Genomic DNA, 18,119 nt, shown 5'->3' on the forward strand with positions numbered 1-18,119 from the left:
CAAAGCAGCCCGGAAGAACCAATGCAACGATAACATCCTAAAAACCAATAATTTTGTATTTCTGAATTCCTCCTTTACATTTGTCCTCCGACTGAGAAGTAAACCAAAAAAGATTTCAATTTTAGTGTATTCATGAAGAACCTTAGCAGCTACCGTCCTGTCTCTTATTCCCGTACCACGCTTACCGAACTGATGATTCCGAGTTATGCCAACTTTGGCGGCAAGATTCACGGGGGCATTCTGCTTTCGCTCATGGATAAGGTGGCCTATGCCTGTGCGGCCAAACATGCCGGTAATTATTGTGTAACGGTATCGGTAGACGGCGTGAATTTCCTGCAGCCTGTGGAGGTGGGTGAGCTGGTGTCGCTGATGGCTTCGGTGAACTACGTGGGCAATACCTCTTTGATGGTGGGCATAAAAGTAATTGCCGAAAATATAAAATCCGGCCTGGTAAAACATACCAACACCTCCTACTTCACCTTAGTAGCCAAAGGCGATAACAACAAGCCGGTGCAGGTGCCGGGCCTTGTGCTGGAAACCCGCAACGATACCCGCCGCTTTCTCGAAGCCCTGAAACGCAGAGAGCTTACCCAACGCTACCAGACCGAACTAACGCAGGCCAAAAACGTGCTGGCTGTTGAAGAAGAACTGCACCTGCTGGAGGGCGAGCGCTGCCTGCTGGGGTTCCACGTGTAAGAAAGGTAGGTTCAGCAAAATTTTGTAAACGCCGGCCATTGCACAGCAGCTGTGGTGGCGGGGGCAGCAAAGCCAAAACTGCCAATTTTAGCTTTAAAAAGCCTTACTGCTCCTGCCACCACAGCCTTAGCTCCTCCACATCCGTAACAAAAGCTACACTTTCGTCCGTACCCCCTGCAGCTTTCTTTTTCATCTTACCGAAAAGCTGCCTACATTTAGCGTAGCAACAACAGCTACAGAGAAATGAAGTACACATCCTATTGCTACCTGCTCACCTGCTTCTGCCTGCTGGTTGCGGTAGCGTTTCCGGCACGTGTGGCAGCGCAGGTTCACGCCAACCAAGACCCGGAAATACAGCAGATGGTAAACGAAATCTCGGCGCAGAACCTGAAGGCGCTGGTCGAGAAAATGGTTTCCTTTGAAACCCGCCACACCCTCAGCTCCACCACCGATAAAAAGCGCGGCATAGGCGCTGCCCGCGCGTGGGTGAAATCGGAATTCGAAAAATACGCCAAAGCCTCCGGTGGCCGCATGACCGTAGAAATGGACCGGTTCGTGGTGAAAGGCGATGGCCGCCGTGTGCCCCAGGATACGGAAATGGCAAACGTGATGGCGATCTTAAAAGGCACCGACCCCACCGACAACCGCGTGATCATCGTGGGCGGCCACCTCGACTCCCGCGCTACCGACGTGATGGACGCCAAAAGCAAAGCCCCGGGTGCGAACGACGATGCCTCTGGTGTGGCCATTGTGATGGAAATGGCCCGTATTATGGCTTCGCGACCGTTTGCGGCTACGCTTGTTTTTGTGGCTTTCCAGGGCGAAGAGCAGGGGCTGTACGGGTCGAAGCACCTGGCAGCGCGGGCTAAAAAAGAAGGCTGGAACCTGGTAGCCATGCTCAACAACGACATCGTGGGTAACTCCTACTCCGCCGAAACCGGCATCCGCGACAACACCCGCGTGCGCGTGTTCAGCGAAGGCACTCCCGCTGCCGAAACACCAGAAGCCGTAAGCCTCCGAAGAACCTTGGGCGCCGAAAACGACAGCCCCAGCCGTAACCTGGCCCGCTACATGAAGATGGTTGGCGAAGCGTATGTAGACCAGCTGGAGGTAGTACTCGGCTACCGTGCCGACCGCTTCCTGCGCGGCGGCGACCATACGCCCTTTAACCAGCAGGGTTTTGTGGCGGTGCGCATGAGCGAGATGAACGAAGATTTCGACCACCAGCACCAGGACGTGCGTGTGGAGAAAGGCGTGCAGTACGGCGACCTGGTGGAGTTTATGGATTTTGAATACCTGCGCAAAAATGCAGGCGTGAACTTAGCAACCATGGCCTCTCTCGGTCGCGCCCCTTTTGCACCCGACAAAGTGAGCGTCCTGACTGCCGCCCTCACGAACAAAACCGACCTGCAGTGGGAAGCACCAACCAAAGGCCCGAAACCGGCAGGCTACTACGTGCTGATGCGGGAAACAAGCAGCCCGGTGTGGGAGAAAAAATTCTTTATGCAGGATACCAACGCAACGCTCAACTACTCCAAAGACAATTACTTTTTTGCCGTACAGGCCGTAGATGCTGCAGGCCATGCCAGCCTGCCGGTGCTACCGGTGCCGGTGCGGTAATAGAAAAATCCCGGCAGGTTTCAAAAACCTGCCGGGATTAAAAGTTACTGCCTCTCCTAATCCCGCTTCACCAGCTTGTTAAAATTCCCGTTCGGGTCGTGGAGCAGGGCCAGTTTGCTGTGCTCGAATTCTTTAAAAAACTCGTCCCAGCTGATCTCCTCAAAGCTCTCGTTGCTGTCGCTCTTTTTAGGGAAGTGGACGCGCAGTACGCCTTCGCCGCTGCCGTCGTCTTCGGTGCCTTTTATGATGCTGGGCACGCCGCCGTGTTTTTTTGCCCACTCCTCAATCTCTTTCCGGTTTGTTGTTTTCTTAGCTTCGCTCATCGTTTTTCTGGTTTAGTATGGTTCGGTTAACCTATACGCACTCCGGCAGGCATAGGATAAGCCAGTACCCCTGAAACAAAAAAGCAACCCACAGAGGCTGCTCCTTTAGTATTAGTATGAAGTTCTTAATATCTCTTTTTCCAGGATTCTGATATTCTGGCGGCAGACGCGGTTTCAGTTTAAGGCCAGCATGCCTTCGAAAGCTACTGTAGCAGCGCCGGAGGCAGCAACAGCAAGCGACGTGCTTGCATAAAGTCCCGTTGCCTTTACCTTATATACCTTATAGCGCCAGCGCAGGCAGCTCAGGCAACAGCAGCGAGAGGAGCAGTAAAACAAGTGTGATCACGGAAAATTTTATCTCTTTCATAGCCTCAGTAATTTAAGGTGTTCTACTCCTGAAGTCCCTGCTATTCCGCCTGAACTAACTTCTGACTAACAGATGCTGAAAAAACAGAAAGGTTGCTTCAGGCAAAATTTTTTTCTTCAAAAAAAGGAACCGTGATGTGCAGCGGGAATGGTGGCAGGAGCAGCAGATATTAATTTTACTCGTGCAGCGGCTTGTTCAGGAGTGCTTGGAAAGCAAAAGCGCCCAGCCCATACAGCAGGACGTCCGGCAGGTCTGCTGTGTGTTTTGTGGTGAGCAGGGGCAGCAGCAGTTCAAAAATAACCGCAAACGCGGCCACTGCCCCGGCTACATAGGCAACAGGCAACACAAATCCAGGATTTTTGAAATAGACGCGTTCGGCAGCTAACGCAAGCGTAAGCACGACCGGCATGCAGAGCAGGTCGTCGAGGTACGCGTGGAGGGGCCAGATATGCCTGCCCGCTAGCTCCAGCAGCTGATTCAGGCAGAAAAGAACAAAACACAACAGGAAAAACGGGTGCCGCAGTGTTTGCATACCGGGTTACAAGGCTACCAGCGCTACCGCTAAAACAATCGTTCCCAGAATCGCCAGGAAAATTTCTGCGGGTGTCATCTTCGGCATTTTCCAGGCTGCCTTTTTTCGCTTGGGCAGGTATTGGCCGCAATACGGGCACAGTTTGGCTGGCGGCACCTCACGTCCGCAGTGCGGGCATTTAATGGTTGGGAAAGCTCCGTTGTTTTCTGTGGTCATATACCAATTTACAAAAAAGCAGATTAAGAATGGGGACTAACGCAAAGGTATTCAAATAAAACAGATCCGGGTTTTCGTAGCGTTTACAAATTTTCTCTTCAGGAACTTACAGGTAAGAGCAGGCAGTGCAAGCGGATTACTGCAGCAGAGGCTGTGGTGGCAGGAGCAGAACGTTTTTGTAATTAAATCAGAAGCTAAAACAGTGGAAGGAGATTCGGCTGATTTGACAGAAGCGCCTTATTGCGGGCTATACAACCGATTGCGCAGAAGATGATAAAAAAATACAACAGGAAGCTTCTTCGCCCTGGGTCGTACGGGCAACTCTTTTAGAAAACGAGCTTTTCGCTAGGCCTCCAGGGCATTAGTAAGTGCGCCCATCACTAAACCTGCCGAAAACACCAGGAACAGCGACAATACATGGGCAGGATGAATTGCTCCAACGCGGGAGAAATGCATCAGCAGCACTACCAGGAATACCAGGACAGCAAATAAAACCGGTTTGTAAAATTTTGTCATACACGTAAACCATCAAAAGTTATGAAACAGTAAAAATTCATTTAATGCGCATGAAGTGGTTGCGTATACATTAAAAGTATGAAATAACTCTGTTTATACAAAATCCTACGCTTAGGTTAGTTCGAAAAAACCTTCTATACGCCAGAAAGGTAAACATAAATCAATTTTATTTTAAACCGCGATGCCCGATAAACAACCTTTTTATAAAATTGTTCCTGGTTCCTCTCCCCTTATTGCCACCGCCATACACGATGGCCACACCATCCGGGCGAATGTAAACAGCCTGCTGTCGCTTACGCCGCCGGAGCGCCTTCGCGAAGAAGATCCTTTTACCGCGCAATGGGTAGCTGTTACCGATACGCAGATCATCGGCCTCAACTCCCGGTTTGAGCTGGACCTGAACCGCCCGCGCCACAAAGCCATTTACCGCAAACCCGAAGACGCCTGGGGCCTTTCCGTCTGGAAAGAGGAGCTGCCCGAAGAGCTGGCGCAGGAGTCGCTGGCCCGTTACGACCAGTTTTATGAAGACGTAAAGCAGCTCCTGACGCAGGTAAAGGAGAAGCACGGCTGCTTTGTGGTGTACGACCTGCACACCTACAACCACAAACGCGAGGGCGAGGCCGGTCCTGCGGCAGACCCCGAAGCAAACCCCGAAGTAAACATTGGCACCGGCAACATGAACCGCCAGCTGTGGGCCCCGGTGGTAGATGCGTTTATGCAGGCACTCCGGTCGTACAACTACCAGGGGCGGCAGCTGGATGTGCGCGAAAATGTAAAGTTTCAGGGAGGCCATTTCATGCGCTGGATACACGACACCTTTCCCGACAGCGCCTGCGTGCTCTCGATCGAATTTAAAAAGTTTTTTATGAACGAATGGACAGGCGAGCCGGACCAGGAGCAACTGACGGCGATAAGACAGGCGCTGCAGCATACGGTGGCGCCGGTACTGGAGGCAAGGGCGCAGGTCTGTCAAAAACTACACCCATGACAGAGACCATCTCAAAGGAATTTATCCATAAAGTAACACGTGGCCTGAAGCGTGGCCGCAAGGTAAGGCGGCGCCTGCCCGATGGCGGCTGGCTGAACATAGACCGCCCCCTGCCCTTCCTGGTGCTCTTCCGGCACCCGGCAGGCGCACCAGACCACGCCACCGCCGACTTCGTGAAAGCAGAGGCTTCCTATATTATCAGCCACCAGGAACAGACTCCGGAACTGGCTACGCTGGTAAAGGAAATCGCAAAGGTGATGTCGGAGAAGTTTGATGCCTTTATGGTGCTGGAGATTTTTGCGGCACCCCAACCGGATGCCGATGCTCCTCATTTCCGGGTGCTGGGGCCGGAACACGCGCTGCCGGCAACCATGCGGGTACTGAAAGAAGAACTGGAGCTCATCCGGTTCCAGGGAGTACCTGCCACTGTTGTTACAGATAGCAACATGCGCCTACTGGAAGGCCCGTACCGGCTCCTGAACGAAGACGAGCTCAAACAGCTTAGCATCCTGATGCTGGGGCTGGAGATAAAACCGCTGTACGTGAACAAGCTCACCGGCAAAGTCTATCCCATCCTTGTTCGTGCCCTGCGTGCCCGTTTATCCGGCGCCATCAAGAAAACCGTGTTCGATTTTGTGCGTGTGCAAACATCGCACCAGCCGGAACATTACCAGGCGCTGGGGCGGCAGGCTGTGGTGCCGGCCGTGTGGCGCATCGATAAACAACTCAGTGCTATCAGCGACCAGTTCCAGTTTCTGCTGCTTGTTACGCCGGTTAATGCCGATAAAGCCTGGGAGCAGTTCAAACAAAACAACTTCGAAAAAGCGCCTGTTTTCCATTACCGGCTCATGCCCATCGATGCCGACCTGCTCAAGCGCGAGCTGTACAACATTCCCGTGGAGAAGGTGGAAGACCCGACGCTGGCGTTCCTGTTCCGCGACAAGCGGCACGAGCTCGACAAAATGATTACCATGCTCGCCGACCGCAACACGCCCCACTTCCTCTACAGCAGCCTGCAGCTCTTTGGCGGCGTAGATGAGCAACTGCTGAAAGTGGCAGAAGGCATACTGGCCGCCATTCCCGAACCGCAACGCGACGACGGTGCAGCCCTTATCCCGGTAGAAGAGTTTGCCGCCCTGGCCCAGCAGGAAATCGACTTCCTGAAAAGCCAGTACCCGGGTGTGGAGTCGGGCGTGGATATCCGTAAAGACATTGTAGGCCTGATTGTATCGAAAGGCAGGTTGAACGTAGGCACAGAGGCGAAAATACCCCGCAGCCGTGCCGAAGCGCTCATTCAGCACGAAGTGGGCACGCATATTCTCACGTATTTTAACGGGAAGGCGCAGCCCCTGCAGCAGCTGTATGTGGGCGTGCCAGGTTACGAGGAACTGCAGGAAGGGCTGGCGGTGCTCAGCGAGTACCTCGTCGGCGGCCTCGACCAGGACCGGCTGCGCCTGCTGGCAGCCCGCGTTATTACGGTACATCACCTGATCCAGGGCTGCAGCTTTACCGACAACTTCTGGCGCCTGAAGCACGACTATAAATTTACTGACGAAACAGCCTTTGACGTGACCATGCGCGTGCACCGCGGCGGCGGCCTTACCAAAGATGCCGTGTACCTGCGGGGCCTCGTGCACCTGCTCCACCACCTGAAAGAGGGCGGCGAACTGGAGCCGCTCCTGATCGGTAAGATCCGGCAGGACTACATTCCCATTGTGCAGGAACTGATTTACCGCAACGTGCTCCGCCCCATCCCCATGAAGCCCCGCTACCTCCTCGACCCCGCCCTTAAGCCAAAACTCGAGCAGCTGAAACAGGGGCTGACGGTATTTAACCTGGTGTAGATGTAGTTATTCGTTATTGGTTATTAGTTATTGGGGAGGGCATTTTAAGATAAAATGTTAAAGGAATTTTTTAACTGCTCCTGCCACCACAGCCGCTGCTGCTTTGTCTGAACCTTTGATTTACGGTGATTTTTCTGATTTACTTGATTTTTTGTCTGAATCAGGATTTACGGGATTTTAGGATTTTCAGGATTGGGTTTGTCTGAGCAATCTGTCTGAACAGGATTAAGAAGATTTAAGGAATAACAGGATTTGGTTTGTTTGTGGTTCGTGCAGGAGACGCGGGCACCGCGTCTCTACAGCCGTACCCTTAACCTCTTTACCTTTCTACCTCCCAAACTCTCTAACTCCCAAACTTCCTAAAGCTGCTCCGCAACCATCGGCGTCAATAACGAGTAACGGTGTAAACAACAAGAACAACACCCATGAACATAGGATTTGTAGTAAACGATATAAAAACAGAACAGGCAGGTTATGCCACCATTTTCCTGGCGCAGCGCATGCACAACCTCGGGCACCAGGTGTACCTGATAGGCGTTGGCGACCTGGCTTATTACCCGGACGGTTTTATGGGCGCCACCGCCACACAGGCAGAGCCCAATCATAAATATAAAACGCCAGCCACCTACATTGAGGCCATCCACAGCGACAAAGCCCGTAAGGTACGAATAACAGCGCCTGAACTGGATGTGCTCATGCTCCGCAACGACCCTTCTTCGGAACCGGAAGGCCGGGCCTGGGCACAGAATGCCGGCCTGATATTCGGGCAACTGGCGCTGCGGCACGGGGTAATTGTGCTTAACGACCCTACTTCGCTCTCCGATGCCGTTAATAAAATGTATTTCCAGCACTTCCCGGAGGCGGTTCGTCCGCGCACGCTCATTACCCGCGATAAGAATGAGATCAAGGAATTTTATAATGAGCAGCAGAACTCCATCATCCTGAAGCCTTTGCAGGGATCGGGTGGCTCCGGTGTGTTTATGGTGAAGAAAGACGATGCCACCAACCTGAACCAGATTGTGGAAGCCATCAGCCGCGACGGCTACGTGATTGCGCAGGAGTACCTGCCGGAGGCCGTGCATGGCGATGTGCGGCTGATTGTGGTGAACGGGGAAGCGCTGCAGTACAAAGGAAAATACTGCGCCATGCGGCGGGTAAACAGCAAGAACGACATCCGCAGCAACATTCATGCAGGCGGCACAGCACAACCCGCCAAAGTAGACCAGACCATGCTGGACCTGGTTGAGCTCGTCCGCCCGAAACTGATCCAGGACGGCATGTTCCTGGTAGGCCTGGACATTGTGGGCAACAAGCTGATGGAGATAAATGTGTTCAGCCCCGGCGGCATTCCCTTCGCCAGCCAACTGGAAGGCGTAGACTTTTCTGAACCTGTTATTGCTGCCTTAGAACGAAAGGTGCATTACAAAACCACCTACGGCGCCCAGATCGATAATAAGACAGTGGCGATGATTTAAATTTCTTATTCGACCAGAGGAATTTCAGTCGGGCTTCCTCTGGTCGAATATTGCCCTGTTGCCTTACTCACCTCTTCCTCTTCTCTCCTACCCTGGGAGTAGTTTGTAAAACTCCTATATATTTCTACAGGTAAGTCAGCATGCCTTGGGAATAGCCCCATATTTAGATGTAGTTTAAAACTACACCCAGTAAAGGGAGCTCTCGTTTGTTATTTAATGGTAAATTTAACCGGCAGTGTGTTACGTACAGAAATAGGTTCACCATCCTGTTCCCCTGGCACCCATGTAGGCATTTCTGCTATCACCCTTACTGCTTCAGCATCAATGGCAGGATGCACCGACTTTTTCACTTTAATGTCTTTCACTTTACCGTCTTTTTCTACAATAAAAGAAACCAGCACCGAACCAGATGCTTTATCCATTATAGCTGCCTTAGGGTATTTTATATTCTGGGCTAAAAAAACGAACAGGGCTTTTTCCCCTCCAGGAAACTGTGGCATCACTTCATAAGGGAAGTAAGGCAGTTTGGCACCATCCTCTGCAAAAACAGTTCCTTCAAGCATCTTACCGTTTTCGTATAACTCTATCCTTTTTACTCTACCGCTCTCATAATAAGTTATTAAAGAATCGTTTCGCTTATTGTTTACAAAGTTTTGCCTCATCACAAGCTTTCCATCCTTGTTCCATATTTTATATTCTCCCGATTTTATTTCCTTTCCAGCTTTATAGGCATCTGCAGCATAGTTTACTTCACTCTGTTTTGTGTCTGTTTCTAAAAAATATCTGGTAACCTTTACCACCGGTGTACCTGCCTGAATAAGTTCTTCGGTTCCATAATAGATAGCTTTCCCTTTAGCTACTTTCTCCCAGTAGGTATTGTAATACTGTCGTTCCTGTGCCATCACCTGTACACTTACCAGAACACATAAAATGAGCAAGGCTCTTCTTAATGATTTCATTGTTTAAAATCTTTCTGTTTATCAATTAATATTTTCTGCTCATTTTAGCTGGCCTTAGTGCAGCTCGCCCACAAGATCCCGGCGGGATGACAAGAGGGAGAAGATATTATGGCAGTGAATAAATGTGATTTAGTTGTTAGCTGCTGTCACCACTTCCTCTGCTGGTTCTTCCTGCGGTACTGGTGGCTCCAGTTGCACGACAAAGGTGTCTTTCACCCGGTGCGACAGGTAGAAGTAGGGTATCCAGATGGCTGCTACCAGAAACCCTCTGCCAATGTCGGTGGCGGCGCTGCTATCGATTGGCAAGTCGAGGGCAGACATGGCTACGTATTGCAGCACCGGTAGCAGGAAACTGGCGCCGTAAAAAATAACCATCAGCTTGGGCACACTGGTGCGGCGGCTCAGGAACAGGCGGATCAGCACCAGGTTGTACACTAGGAAAGCAATGTTTACCACCAGTTCCAGCGCCAGCATGGCTGCCAGAGCCGGCGAGTACGAAACAGACGAAGCGTTTAACAGTTCCTGCCACACCGTCTGGTTAAAATAGTTGTCTGTAAACAGTGCGCTCAGGGTAGTGATCGGGGTCAGGCAAACGCCAATCGTTACCAGCACCAGCCAGCCACCAATACCTTCGCCACGTCCGGCAATGTAGCCGTCTTCGGGAAGCGGGTCGTAAAAGTACAGTTTATAGGCTCCGAAACAGGCTAAGGCAAAGGCTGCAATGGCTAACAATACCACAGGCCAGCTGGCAGGTGCACCGGCGTCGGCAGCAGTTACAAAGTTCTTGTTATAAGTAATGCTGTAGCCCATATCGTCGAGCATGACCTTCTGGTGCTTTACGTAAGCTGCCATCTGCTCCGGCAGCACATGATCCTTCAGGGTGCTGTAGGCATAGCGCAGGGTGATGAGGTTGGTCCTGCTGTTATAGGTAACGTTGCTGCTGTAGTTAAAAACAGCATCTTTTATTTCTTTGGCTGTCGTGCTCACCGTCCATGATTCTGGCATGTACAGCAGTATTTCCTGCTCCACCTGCGTTGGATAGCTGAGGTACATGGGCATGGTGCGCTTACTGACCCGCGGCGAATTGATGTAACTGCGCAGCACCTGCGGGTAAAATGAAGCTGTCAGCAGGTTTTCGGTGTCATCAGATTCTTCCCAAAGATTTTTGATGGTATACTCCTCCAGCGTGGTAAATTTATTCTCGTTGGGGTAATCAATAAAATCAAGCGCACGAGCCACTTCGATGTCCGGGTAGGAGTTGGCGTAGTAGTTCAGGAAAGCTTTTTCCGTTTCTTTCAGGCTGGTGGTGGCAAAGCGGCTGCGCTGGAAGTCGGCATCGGAGCCATAGTATTCTGTTTTTACCTCCAGCGTTACGTCGCCTCCTATGCCATTAAACGAGAACGCCTCATGCACTTTTACTTTCGCGTTACCGGCGGCAGGGGCTGTTACATCCGTAAGCTTTTTGGTAGCGCCGTCTATCACCAGCGCTTTCTGGTAGTCGGGCAGCGAAATACCGTCGAAGTTGCCGCGCTGCTTGCTGATGGTAGGATCGTACCAGTAGTTTTTACCCCAGAGGCTAACCTGCACAATGCAGTGGTTAAAGGCGTAGGGCGATGGCAGAAAGTTGGTAATCTGGCCTCGCGAAGAAGAATTTACCAATACAGGATACGCCTCGATGTTCAGTTCCCGCAGCATGGTAACCAGCAGCAGGGACTTATCTTTGCAGTCGCCGAAGCGGCGGGCAAACACCTCCGATGGCGATCTTGGCTTAAAGCCGCCTATGCCAGCCTCAAAGCCCAGGTAGCGCACCTCGTCCTGCACAAACCGCAGGGCCGCCACCAACCGCTGTTCGTCGCTGCCAAACTCGTTCCGGATGCTGTCGATGCTGGCCTGCAGGTCCTTGCTCAGCTTCTCTTTCTGTGTGTATAAAGGCAGTGCCCACTTTGCCACCTGCTCCCAGGAAGTGAACTCCGATAAAAATACACCCGGGTAAGCATCGTACCAGCCCGGCGTTTCTTCATCTACGGGGGTAGCCGGCAGGTTTTGGGAGTGCCAGGTATAGGTCGTATAGCCGTTCTGGGTAGCGATAACCGGCTTTTGGGTTGTCTTGTAAAGTTTGTAGTTGATTTTGCGATGCTGCGGCGCTACCACATGCACCAGCAGCTCATCCACGGGGTCGTAGAACTGCAGGTTAAAGGAGTTGAAAAACTTGTCGTTAAACACCGGGTTTTTGCCTGATATGGTGATGGCGTACTCAATTACGTCTCCTATACGGGTATCTTCCAGCAGTACCAGGGCGGTCAGGGTTTCGTCAAAAATCTTCTGCTCCATTCTCTCCTCCCGCTGCACCACTTTCACCTTCTTCAGGTCCAGCTTGTTGATGGGCTTTCCGTTGCGCCAGACAACTACTTTGTGCAGCTGCAACTGCTCATAATTGGGGTCGTAAGAGAACTTCAGTTCGGAGCTGTTTTGTACACCTTCGTCTGTTGTTATCTTATACGTGTTGTGGTAGTAAGTATCGCCGGTAGCTACGTTCCACTGCACCACACGCTGCAGAAAATGATAGCCATCGTTTACCTCTTTCGGGTCGATGGTGGTGCTGATGCGGTGCGGGAGTTGTTTCACCCAGATCGGTTCTGCCGTAACTGCCGGCTGCCGGACCGCGGCCTGCACCTGCAGACTTATACCAAATACTATACTTGCTAAAATGCTAAAAATGCGCGTGTAAATCTGCTTCATACCTCTTTCCTGAAAATCTTTTCAAGATAAATGATATTTGTATATTTCATATAATTTTTCAGGATTTTATTTTGTCTGAGGGGGTAGTGGTATAAATTTAATCGGGCTTGAGTATTACTTTGTAAGTAGCAGTAGTACCGTTTTTACTGCGCTGGATAAATCCATATTAGAAAAAGCTTCACTCTCTTTCCAGCGCCTGCTTACCTGTTCAGTTCTTTGCACTGCATTGGAGCTATAGAGAAAGCTGGAGCTCCTGCAAAAGCTGATAAGTATTGTACTTTATTAAATTTTTTATGTATTTTTATACAGTAGCCTTTTCCCGGCTTTCTCCTATGAAACACTTACTACACCTCCTGCTCTATATATTCCTCTTTGCATCCTGCAAAAAGGACGAAATTAAATTACTTCCACCTATCACCACCTCCGGAGCTAACACCATGGGCGCTATAGTAGATGGCAAAGCCTGGATAGCCAACGGCGGAACAGGATTCCAACCTCCTAAGCCGGTGGAGGGAGGATACCATGGCACCTATTCCTATGATGTGACCCGAAATAATGTTCTCATCACTTCTTATAGTAAAGACAAAACAGGCTTTCAGTTTTACCTTAGGGATGTATCCAAACCAGGAGAATACCTGCTGAACTCCTACACCAACTTATCTGGTGGGGAATTAAAGCAGCCTATGAATTATGGAGCATATTATATACCTGGAAAAGTGTATATGACCACCAGTGAGCATACAGGAAAGGTTATTGTTACCAGAGCTGACACTGTAAACGGCATTGTATCAGGTGTATTTGAATTTACCGCTGTTCATGGGGGGGAGACTGTCACAGTCTCTAATGGTCGATTTGATGTTGATTTAAAAATGCAGTGACAAAATTAATCTTATCCACCAAAATGAAGTTTATTAGACAGCTCCATACATCATAGCTTCAGTGGGTATGGATACAGGTGCAGTAACAAATAACACCCAGCGACGGTTATATTTGTAAACTATCCGGCAGCGGTTACAACTACAGGTATAACATTATGAGCAGCTTGAACAAAGGACAAAGAGGAGGAGCCAGGCAAACGGAGGCGGAAAAGAAAAGCCTGCGGGAGCAGATGGGCGCGCTGAAAAACCTGCCCAAGTTCTTCCGGCTGATCTGGGAAACGAGCAAAGCCATGACCATTGGCAATCTGCTGCTGCGTGTGGTAAAAGCTGCTATTCCGCTGTCCATGCTCTACATCGGCAAGCTGATTATCGACGAGGTTATCCGGCTGATTGATGTGACGGGGGAGCGGGACCTGTCTTACCTGTGGCTGCTGGTGGCGGCGGAGCTGGGGTTGGCTGTGCTGTCGGAGCTCACGAACAGGGGCATAACGCTGCTCGACAGCCTGCTCGGCGACCTGTTCTCAAATAAAACCTCTGTTGCCCTTATAGAACATGCCGCTACCCTGGACCTGGCGCAGTTCGAAGATGCCACCTTCTACGACAAGCTGGAGCGGGCACGCCGGCAGACGCTCACGCGGGTGGTGCTGATGTCGCAGTTGCTGGCGCAGTTGCAGGACACGCTCACTATTGGCTTCCTGGCGGTTGGCCTGGTAGCTTTTAACCCCTGGCTCATCGTGATCCTGCTCATCGCGGTTATTCCGTCGTTCCTCGGCGAAACGCATTTCAACGAGCGCACCTACTCCCTCTCCCGCTCCTGGACACCCGAACGCCGCGAACTCGACTACCTGCGCTACATCGGCGCCAGCGACGAGACCGCCAAAGAAATCAAAACCTTCAACCTCTCCGGTTTCATCGCCAGCCGTTTCCGGCAGCTCTCGGACCGTTACTTCCAGCTGAACAAAAACCTGATTGTGCGGCGGGCACTGTGGGGAAGCGCCCTCTCCGCCATCGGCACCCTCTCCTACTACGCCGCTTACGTGTTCATCCTCTACCGGACCGTGACCGGAGCCATCTCGGTAGGCGACCTCACGTTCCTGGCAGGCTCCTTCAGCAGTATGCGGGGGCTGCTGCAGGGCATCATGATGCGCTTCTCACAGATTGCCGAAAGCGCCCTGTACCTGCAGGACCTCTTCGATTTCCTGGAGCTGAAGCCGCAGATAACGCCTCCTGCCAACCCGCTCCTCGTGCCCAGGCCCATCCAGCAGGGCTTTACCTTCGAGAATGTCGGCTTTAAGTATACCAACAGCGAGAAGTGGGCAGTCCGCCACCTCACGTTCCACCTGCGGGCGGGCGAAAAGCTGGCACTGGTGGGCGAAAACGGGGCAGGAAAAACCACACTGGTCAAGCTGCTCGCCCGCCTCTACGAGCCGACCGAGGGCAGAATTTTATTAGACGGGATTAACCTGCGGGAGTACGACCTCAACGACCTCCGCCACCAGGTAGGCATCATTTTCCAGGACTACGTACGCTTTCAGATGAGCGCCTCCGACAACATTGCCATTGGCCAGATCAGCGACATCAGCAACAAAGACCGCATCCAGGGCTCCGCGCAGAAAAGCCTTGCCGACACCGTAATCAGCCGCCTCCCGGATGGCTATGAGCAGGTGCTGGGGAAACGCTTTGCCAAGGGCGTGGAGCTGTCGGGAGGCGAATGGCAGAAGGTAGCACTGGCCCGTGCCTACATGCGCGACGCCCAGCTGCTGATACTCGACGAACCAACCTCTGCCCTCGATGCCCGTGCCGAACACGAAGTATTCCTCCGCTTCTCGGAACTGATAGCAGGCAAAACAGCAGTACTTATCTCCCACCGCTTCTCCACCGTCCGCATGGCCGACCGCATCCTGTTCCTGGAGCAGGGCCAGCTGAAGGAGCTTGGCTCGCACGAGGAACTGCTGGCGCAGGGCGGAAAGTATGCAGAGCTGTTTACGCTGCAGGCGAAGGGCTATTTGTAAGTTTGGGAGGTAGAGAGTTAGAGAGTTAGAGAGTTTGGGAGGTAGAGAGTTAGAAATTTTGTAGGGGTTGAAAATCTTCAACCCTGTCAGAGAGTTTGAGATTGTAATGTCCATTATCTGTAGAGACGCGGTGCCCGCGTCTCCTGCACGAAACACAAACAAACCAAATCCTGTTATTCCTTAAATCTTCTTAATCTTGTTCAGACAAACCTAATCCTGGAAATTCTAAAATTCTGTAAATCCTGATTCAGACAAAAAATCAACAGTTCAGGCATTCCTCCACGTGGAACACAGGAGCAGCGGGTGTGGTGGCAGGAGCAGAAAACTTTAAAACGGGAAAAAGTATGGAATGATAAGCGAAGCGAGCAGCCAGTAGAGCAGGTTCAGGGGAGTTCCTACTTTCAGGTAGTCGGAGAATTTGTAGTTGCCGGGGCCATAGATCATGGTGTTGGTCTGGTAGCCCATGGGTGTCATGAAACTGAGGGAAGCGGCATAGGCAACGGCCATCAGGAAGGGCCGGGCGCTTACGCCTAACTCATGGGCTGTAACAATCGCAATAGGCGCCAGCAGCGCGGCTGTCGCGTTGTTCGACATGAAGTTGGTGATCATGAAGGTGATGAAGAAGAACACCGACAGCAGCGCGTGGGGCCCGTACTCCCCAACCGAATGAATCAGGAAGTGTGAGAGGTAACTGGCTGCGCCTGTCTTTTCGAGTGCGGCCCCCATCGAAAGCACGCCTGCCAGCATGAAAATAACTTTCCAGTCGATGGCCTTGTACAGCTCGTCGACCTTGATGCATTTAAAGGCAATCAGCAGGATAACGCCAATGATCGAACTGAGCACGATCGGCATCAGGCCGGTGGCTGCTGCCGCCACAATGCCCACACTGATAGACAATACCGGAATAATTTTGCTGAAGTCGTAGTGGCTGCGGTCTGTTTCGGAAATAATAAGCAAATCCTCGTTTCGGCGCAGTTTGGCCGCCTGATCTTTGTCGGCTGCAATCAGCAGCACATCGCCGGCCGATAACTTGGTGTGGGTCAGTTTCTCGTGCAGGATTTCGTTACGGTGGCGTATGGCCAGCACCGTAGCGCCATAGTTCGAAGACCTGAAATCCAGCTCCTTCAGCGACCGTGTCTGCATGTAAGAGTTGGGCGTAACAATGGCTTCGTAGAGTTTGGCGTCCGCGTTGCGCAAATCCTTGTCGCGGAACTTGCGCTCCGACTTCAGTTCTATCCCTTTTTCCTCTTTCAGCTTTTTCAGCTTCTCCACATCGCACCGCACCTTCAGCACATCGTTGGCGTGCAGGATGGTATCGGGGGCAGGCTTGAATTTATTTTTTTTGCCACGGCCAATCATCAGCACGTCCATGTCGAGGTTCTGCACCAGGCCCGACCGCTGCAGGGGCATTCCGACGGATGGCGATTCAGGCAGCAGGACAATTTCGGTCAGGTAATCGCCCATGCCAAAACTCTCGGTCAGGTTTTTGGCCTGCTTGCGGCTGGGCAGCAGGTGGCGACCTACAAAAAACATGTAAACAATGCCTACCAGCAAAAACAGAACACCTGCCGGTGTAAACTCAAACATGCGCAATGGCGCCTCGCCCTGTGCCAGGGCAATACCACTTACCAGTATGTTGGTGGAGGTGCCGATAAGGGTACATATCCCGCCCATCAGCGCCCCGAACGAGAGGGGCATCAGCAGCTTGGAAGGACTGATCCGGATGTCGCGGCACACCTGTATGATGACCGGCATCAGCAAAGCTACCACAGCCGTATCGTTTATAAACGCAGACAGGCAACCGGAAATAACCATGACTGCCAGCAGGCAAAGCAGGTAGCTTTTTCGCCCTACCCGTGTCAGAAGATAACCCACGTTACTCAGTGCTCCTGACTTAAAAATACAGACACTGACGATAAACATGGCACCAACAGTGATGGTAGCAGGATTGCTGAAGCCCGCCAGGCCTTCGGCAGGGGTCAGGATGCCTGTTATCATAAACAGGGTCATGATAAAAACGGCAACAGCATCTATGGGGAAGCGGTCACTGATAAACAGCACAATGGCCAGGGTGATAATAGCCAGTACAATGCCGATTTCAAGTGTCATTTATGCAGGAATAATAAAGCTCTGGCAAAAGAAGCTTACTATATTACCAGTATTGAAGCACCAGGACTTCAATTACCAGATAATTAATGTATAATCACTTTAAAGTATGCCATTACGGGTGCAAAGGCAGTCGTAACGGAAGTTAAATATACAGATATTATCTTCACTGCAAACTAATTTACGATATTAATGTGCAGAAATATTTTTACTGGTTACCGGACAAAATATTGTTAAGTCCTTCTTCTGCAGCTTGTGCGGACGCAAACTTTTTGAGGGGTATGGCTGATTTGTAATACATTTCATCAGCCTGGAGTGTGGCTATTTTATCGGTGGGGCCTATTTGTGCCAGCAGCAGCACACCTGCTTCCAGCATCATACGCCGGGCTTCCTGGTGCAGCGTATTTAACTCCTGCGGCTGGGTAAGCATCGACGAAAAATCGGCCAGTACCGTGAAACCCGGCATGGTGAGCAACAAAATGCGCTTCCAGTCACTTAGAAAATTGGGTACGGCTTCTTTATTTTTCCAAAAACCACGAATGGTAAAATAAATACGATTTTTAGATAAATCGTACAACAGGCCATAGCACGTATTATCTGCTACGCTGAATTTGGATTTAACCGCATCTTTTTGCTTTTCGTTAGTTATCATAATGTATTCTTCTTACGAAGAAAAACACAAACATACTTATACATTATCAAGCAGTTATTGAATTTTTAGCCTAAAATATACTATTTCACACAAAAACTACCGGCTTACTACCTAATAATCAACAATATATATTTTCTTATATACAAAATCTAAAATACATTAGCCAAACCCGTTTCGGGTTTGGCCTGAAAGGCAA

General features: G+C 51.1%; 15 protein-coding genes. 7 read left to right on the forward strand and 8 right to left on the reverse strand.

What is annotated here, in order from left to right; genetic code table 11:
- Positions 1-132 precede the first annotated feature (132 nt).
- A complete protein-coding gene (locus DCW36_RS07100; RefSeq protein WP_114777643.1) occupies positions 133-696 on the forward strand; it encodes an acyl-CoA thioesterase in 564 nt (187 codons plus the stop codon).
- Positions 697-939: 243 nt separating this feature from the next.
- Positions 940-2,316, forward strand: coding sequence for a M28 family peptidase (locus DCW36_RS07105; protein WP_114777644.1), 1,377 nt, complete (start codon positions 940-942; stop codon positions 2,314-2,316).
- 56 nt (positions 2,317-2,372) lie between these two features.
- Here the strand turns inward: DCW36_RS07105 and DCW36_RS07110 are convergent, their stop codons facing one another.
- The 4 genes from DCW36_RS07110 to DCW36_RS22515 form a co-directional block, all read right to left on the reverse strand.
- A complete protein-coding gene (locus tag DCW36_RS07110) occupies positions 2,373-2,639 on the reverse strand; it encodes a hypothetical protein (RefSeq protein WP_114777645.1) in 267 nt (88 codons plus the stop codon).
- A 542-nt stretch (positions 2,640-3,181) separates the two neighbouring features.
- A complete protein-coding gene (locus tag DCW36_RS07115) occupies positions 3,182-3,538 on the reverse strand; it encodes a magnesium citrate secondary transporter (RefSeq protein ID WP_114777646.1) in 357 nt (118 codons plus the stop codon).
- Positions 3,539-3,544: 6 nt separating this feature from the next.
- Positions 3,545-3,754 carry a zinc ribbon domain-containing protein gene (locus DCW36_RS07120; protein ID WP_125185100.1) on the reverse strand — a complete coding sequence of 70 codons (210 nt, stop codon included), beginning with the start codon at positions 3,752-3,754 and terminating at the stop codon, positions 3,545-3,547.
- A gap of 345 nt (positions 3,755-4,099) precedes the next feature.
- Positions 4,100-4,270, reverse strand: a complete 171-nt coding sequence (locus tag DCW36_RS22515) for a hypothetical protein (RefSeq protein ID WP_164891050.1) — start codon at positions 4,268-4,270, stop codon at positions 4,100-4,102.
- 181 nt (positions 4,271-4,451) lie between these two features.
- Here DCW36_RS22515 and DCW36_RS07125 point away from each other — a divergent pair, with 181 nt between their 5' ends.
- The 3 genes from DCW36_RS07125 (at position 4,452) to DCW36_RS07135 (ending at position 8,577) form a co-directional block, all read left to right on the forward strand.
- Complete coding sequence (locus DCW36_RS07125) at positions 4,452-5,258, forward strand: N-formylglutamate amidohydrolase (protein WP_114777647.1); 807 nt, start codon at positions 4,452-4,454, stop codon at positions 5,256-5,258.
- Positions 5,255-7,102 (forward strand): flavohemoglobin expression-modulating QEGLA motif protein, encoded by a 1,848-nt coding sequence (locus DCW36_RS07130; RefSeq protein WP_164891051.1) that lies wholly within the window; start codon positions 5,255-5,257, stop codon positions 7,100-7,102. The genes DCW36_RS07125 and DCW36_RS07130 overlap by 4 nt, the downstream gene beginning before the upstream one ends.
- A 425-nt stretch (positions 7,103-7,527) precedes the next feature.
- Positions 7,528-8,577 (forward strand): glutathione synthetase, encoded by a 1,050-nt coding sequence (locus DCW36_RS07135; RefSeq protein WP_114777649.1) that lies wholly within the window; start codon positions 7,528-7,530, stop codon positions 8,575-8,577.
- 209 nt (positions 8,578-8,786) lie between these two features.
- On the opposite strand, the gene DCW36_RS07140 is transcribed toward DCW36_RS07135, so the two are convergent.
- Positions 8,787-9,536 carry an energy transducer TonB gene (locus DCW36_RS07140; RefSeq protein ID WP_114777650.1) on the reverse strand — a complete coding sequence of 250 codons (750 nt, stop codon included), beginning with the start codon at positions 9,534-9,536 and terminating at the stop codon, positions 8,787-8,789.
- Between the two features lie 129 nt (positions 9,537-9,665).
- Complete coding sequence (locus tag DCW36_RS07145) at positions 9,666-12,275, reverse strand: DUF3857 domain-containing protein (RefSeq protein ID WP_114777651.1); 2,610 nt, start codon at positions 12,273-12,275, stop codon at positions 9,666-9,668.
- A gap of 332 nt (positions 12,276-12,607) precedes the next feature.
- On the opposite strand from DCW36_RS07145, the gene DCW36_RS07150 reads away from it, so the two are divergent.
- Both DCW36_RS07150 and DCW36_RS07155 read left to right on the forward strand, forming a co-directional pair.
- On the forward strand, positions 12,608-13,153 hold the full coding sequence (locus DCW36_RS07150; protein WP_125185101.1) for a DUF6252 family protein: 546 nt from the start codon (positions 12,608-12,610) through the stop codon (positions 13,151-13,153).
- Positions 13,154-13,308: 155 nt separating this feature from the next.
- On the forward strand, positions 13,309-15,165 hold the full coding sequence (locus tag DCW36_RS07155) for an ABC transporter ATP-binding protein (RefSeq protein ID WP_114777653.1): 1,857 nt from the start codon (positions 13,309-13,311) through the stop codon (positions 15,163-15,165).
- Between the two features lie 327 nt (positions 15,166-15,492).
- Here DCW36_RS07155 and DCW36_RS07160 read toward each other — a convergent pair whose 3' ends face one another.
- Positions 15,493-17,274: an SLC13 family permease gene (locus DCW36_RS07160; RefSeq protein ID WP_114777654.1), complete on the reverse strand. Its 1,782-nt coding sequence runs from the start codon at positions 17,272-17,274 to the stop codon at positions 15,493-15,495.
- A 205-nt stretch (positions 17,275-17,479) separates the two neighbouring features.
- Positions 17,480-17,923, reverse strand: a complete 444-nt coding sequence (locus DCW36_RS07165) for a hypothetical protein (RefSeq protein ID WP_125185102.1) — start codon at positions 17,921-17,923, stop codon at positions 17,480-17,482.
- Positions 17,924-18,119 lie beyond the last annotated feature (196 nt).

Source organism: Botryobacter ruber (assembly GCF_003347595.2).
GTDB classification, from domain to species: domain Bacteria; phylum Bacteroidota; class Bacteroidia; order Cytophagales; family Hymenobacteraceae; genus Pontibacter; species Pontibacter ruber_A.

Bases quoted from the DNA above. Each gene is read 5' to 3' on its own strand.
- DCW36_RS07100 (WP_114777643.1), top strand. From the start codon at position 133: ATGAAGAACCTTAGCAGCTACCGTCCTGTCTCTTATTCCCGTACCACG.
- DCW36_RS07105 (WP_114777644.1), top strand. From the start codon at position 940: ATGAAGTACACATCCTATTGCTACCTGCTCACCTGCTTCTGCCTGCTG.
- DCW36_RS07110 (WP_114777645.1), bottom strand. From the start codon at position 2,639: ATGAGCGAAGCTAAGAAAACAACAAACCGGAAAGAGATTGAGGAGTGG.
- DCW36_RS07115 (WP_114777646.1), bottom strand. From the start codon at position 3,538: ATGCAAACACTGCGGCACCCGTTTTTCCTGTTGTGTTTTGTTCTTTTC.
- DCW36_RS07120 (WP_125185100.1), bottom strand. From the start codon at position 3,754: ATGACCACAGAAAACAACGGAGCTTTCCCAACCATTAAATGCCCGCAC.
- DCW36_RS22515 (WP_164891050.1), bottom strand. From the start codon at position 4,270: ATGACAAAATTTTACAAACCGGTTTTATTTGCTGTCCTGGTATTCCTG.
- DCW36_RS07125 (WP_114777647.1), top strand. From the start codon at position 4,452: ATGCCCGATAAACAACCTTTTTATAAAATTGTTCCTGGTTCCTCTCCC.
- DCW36_RS07130 (WP_164891051.1), top strand. From the start codon at position 5,255: ATGACAGAGACCATCTCAAAGGAATTTATCCATAAAGTAACACGTGGC.
- DCW36_RS07135 (WP_114777649.1), top strand. From the start codon at position 7,528: ATGAACATAGGATTTGTAGTAAACGATATAAAAACAGAACAGGCAGGT.
- DCW36_RS07140 (WP_114777650.1), bottom strand. From the start codon at position 9,536: ATGAAATCATTAAGAAGAGCCTTGCTCATTTTATGTGTTCTGGTAAGT.
- DCW36_RS07145 (WP_114777651.1), bottom strand. From the start codon at position 12,275: ATGAAGCAGATTTACACGCGCATTTTTAGCATTTTAGCAAGTATAGTA.
- DCW36_RS07150 (WP_125185101.1), top strand. From the start codon at position 12,608: ATGAAACACTTACTACACCTCCTGCTCTATATATTCCTCTTTGCATCC.
- DCW36_RS07155 (WP_114777653.1), top strand. From the start codon at position 13,309: ATGAGCAGCTTGAACAAAGGACAAAGAGGAGGAGCCAGGCAAACGGAG.
- DCW36_RS07160 (WP_114777654.1), bottom strand. From the start codon at position 17,274: ATGACACTTGAAATCGGCATTGTACTGGCTATTATCACCCTGGCCATT.
- DCW36_RS07165 (WP_125185102.1), bottom strand. From the start codon at position 17,923: ATGATAACTAACGAAAAGCAAAAAGATGCGGTTAAATCCAAATTCAGC.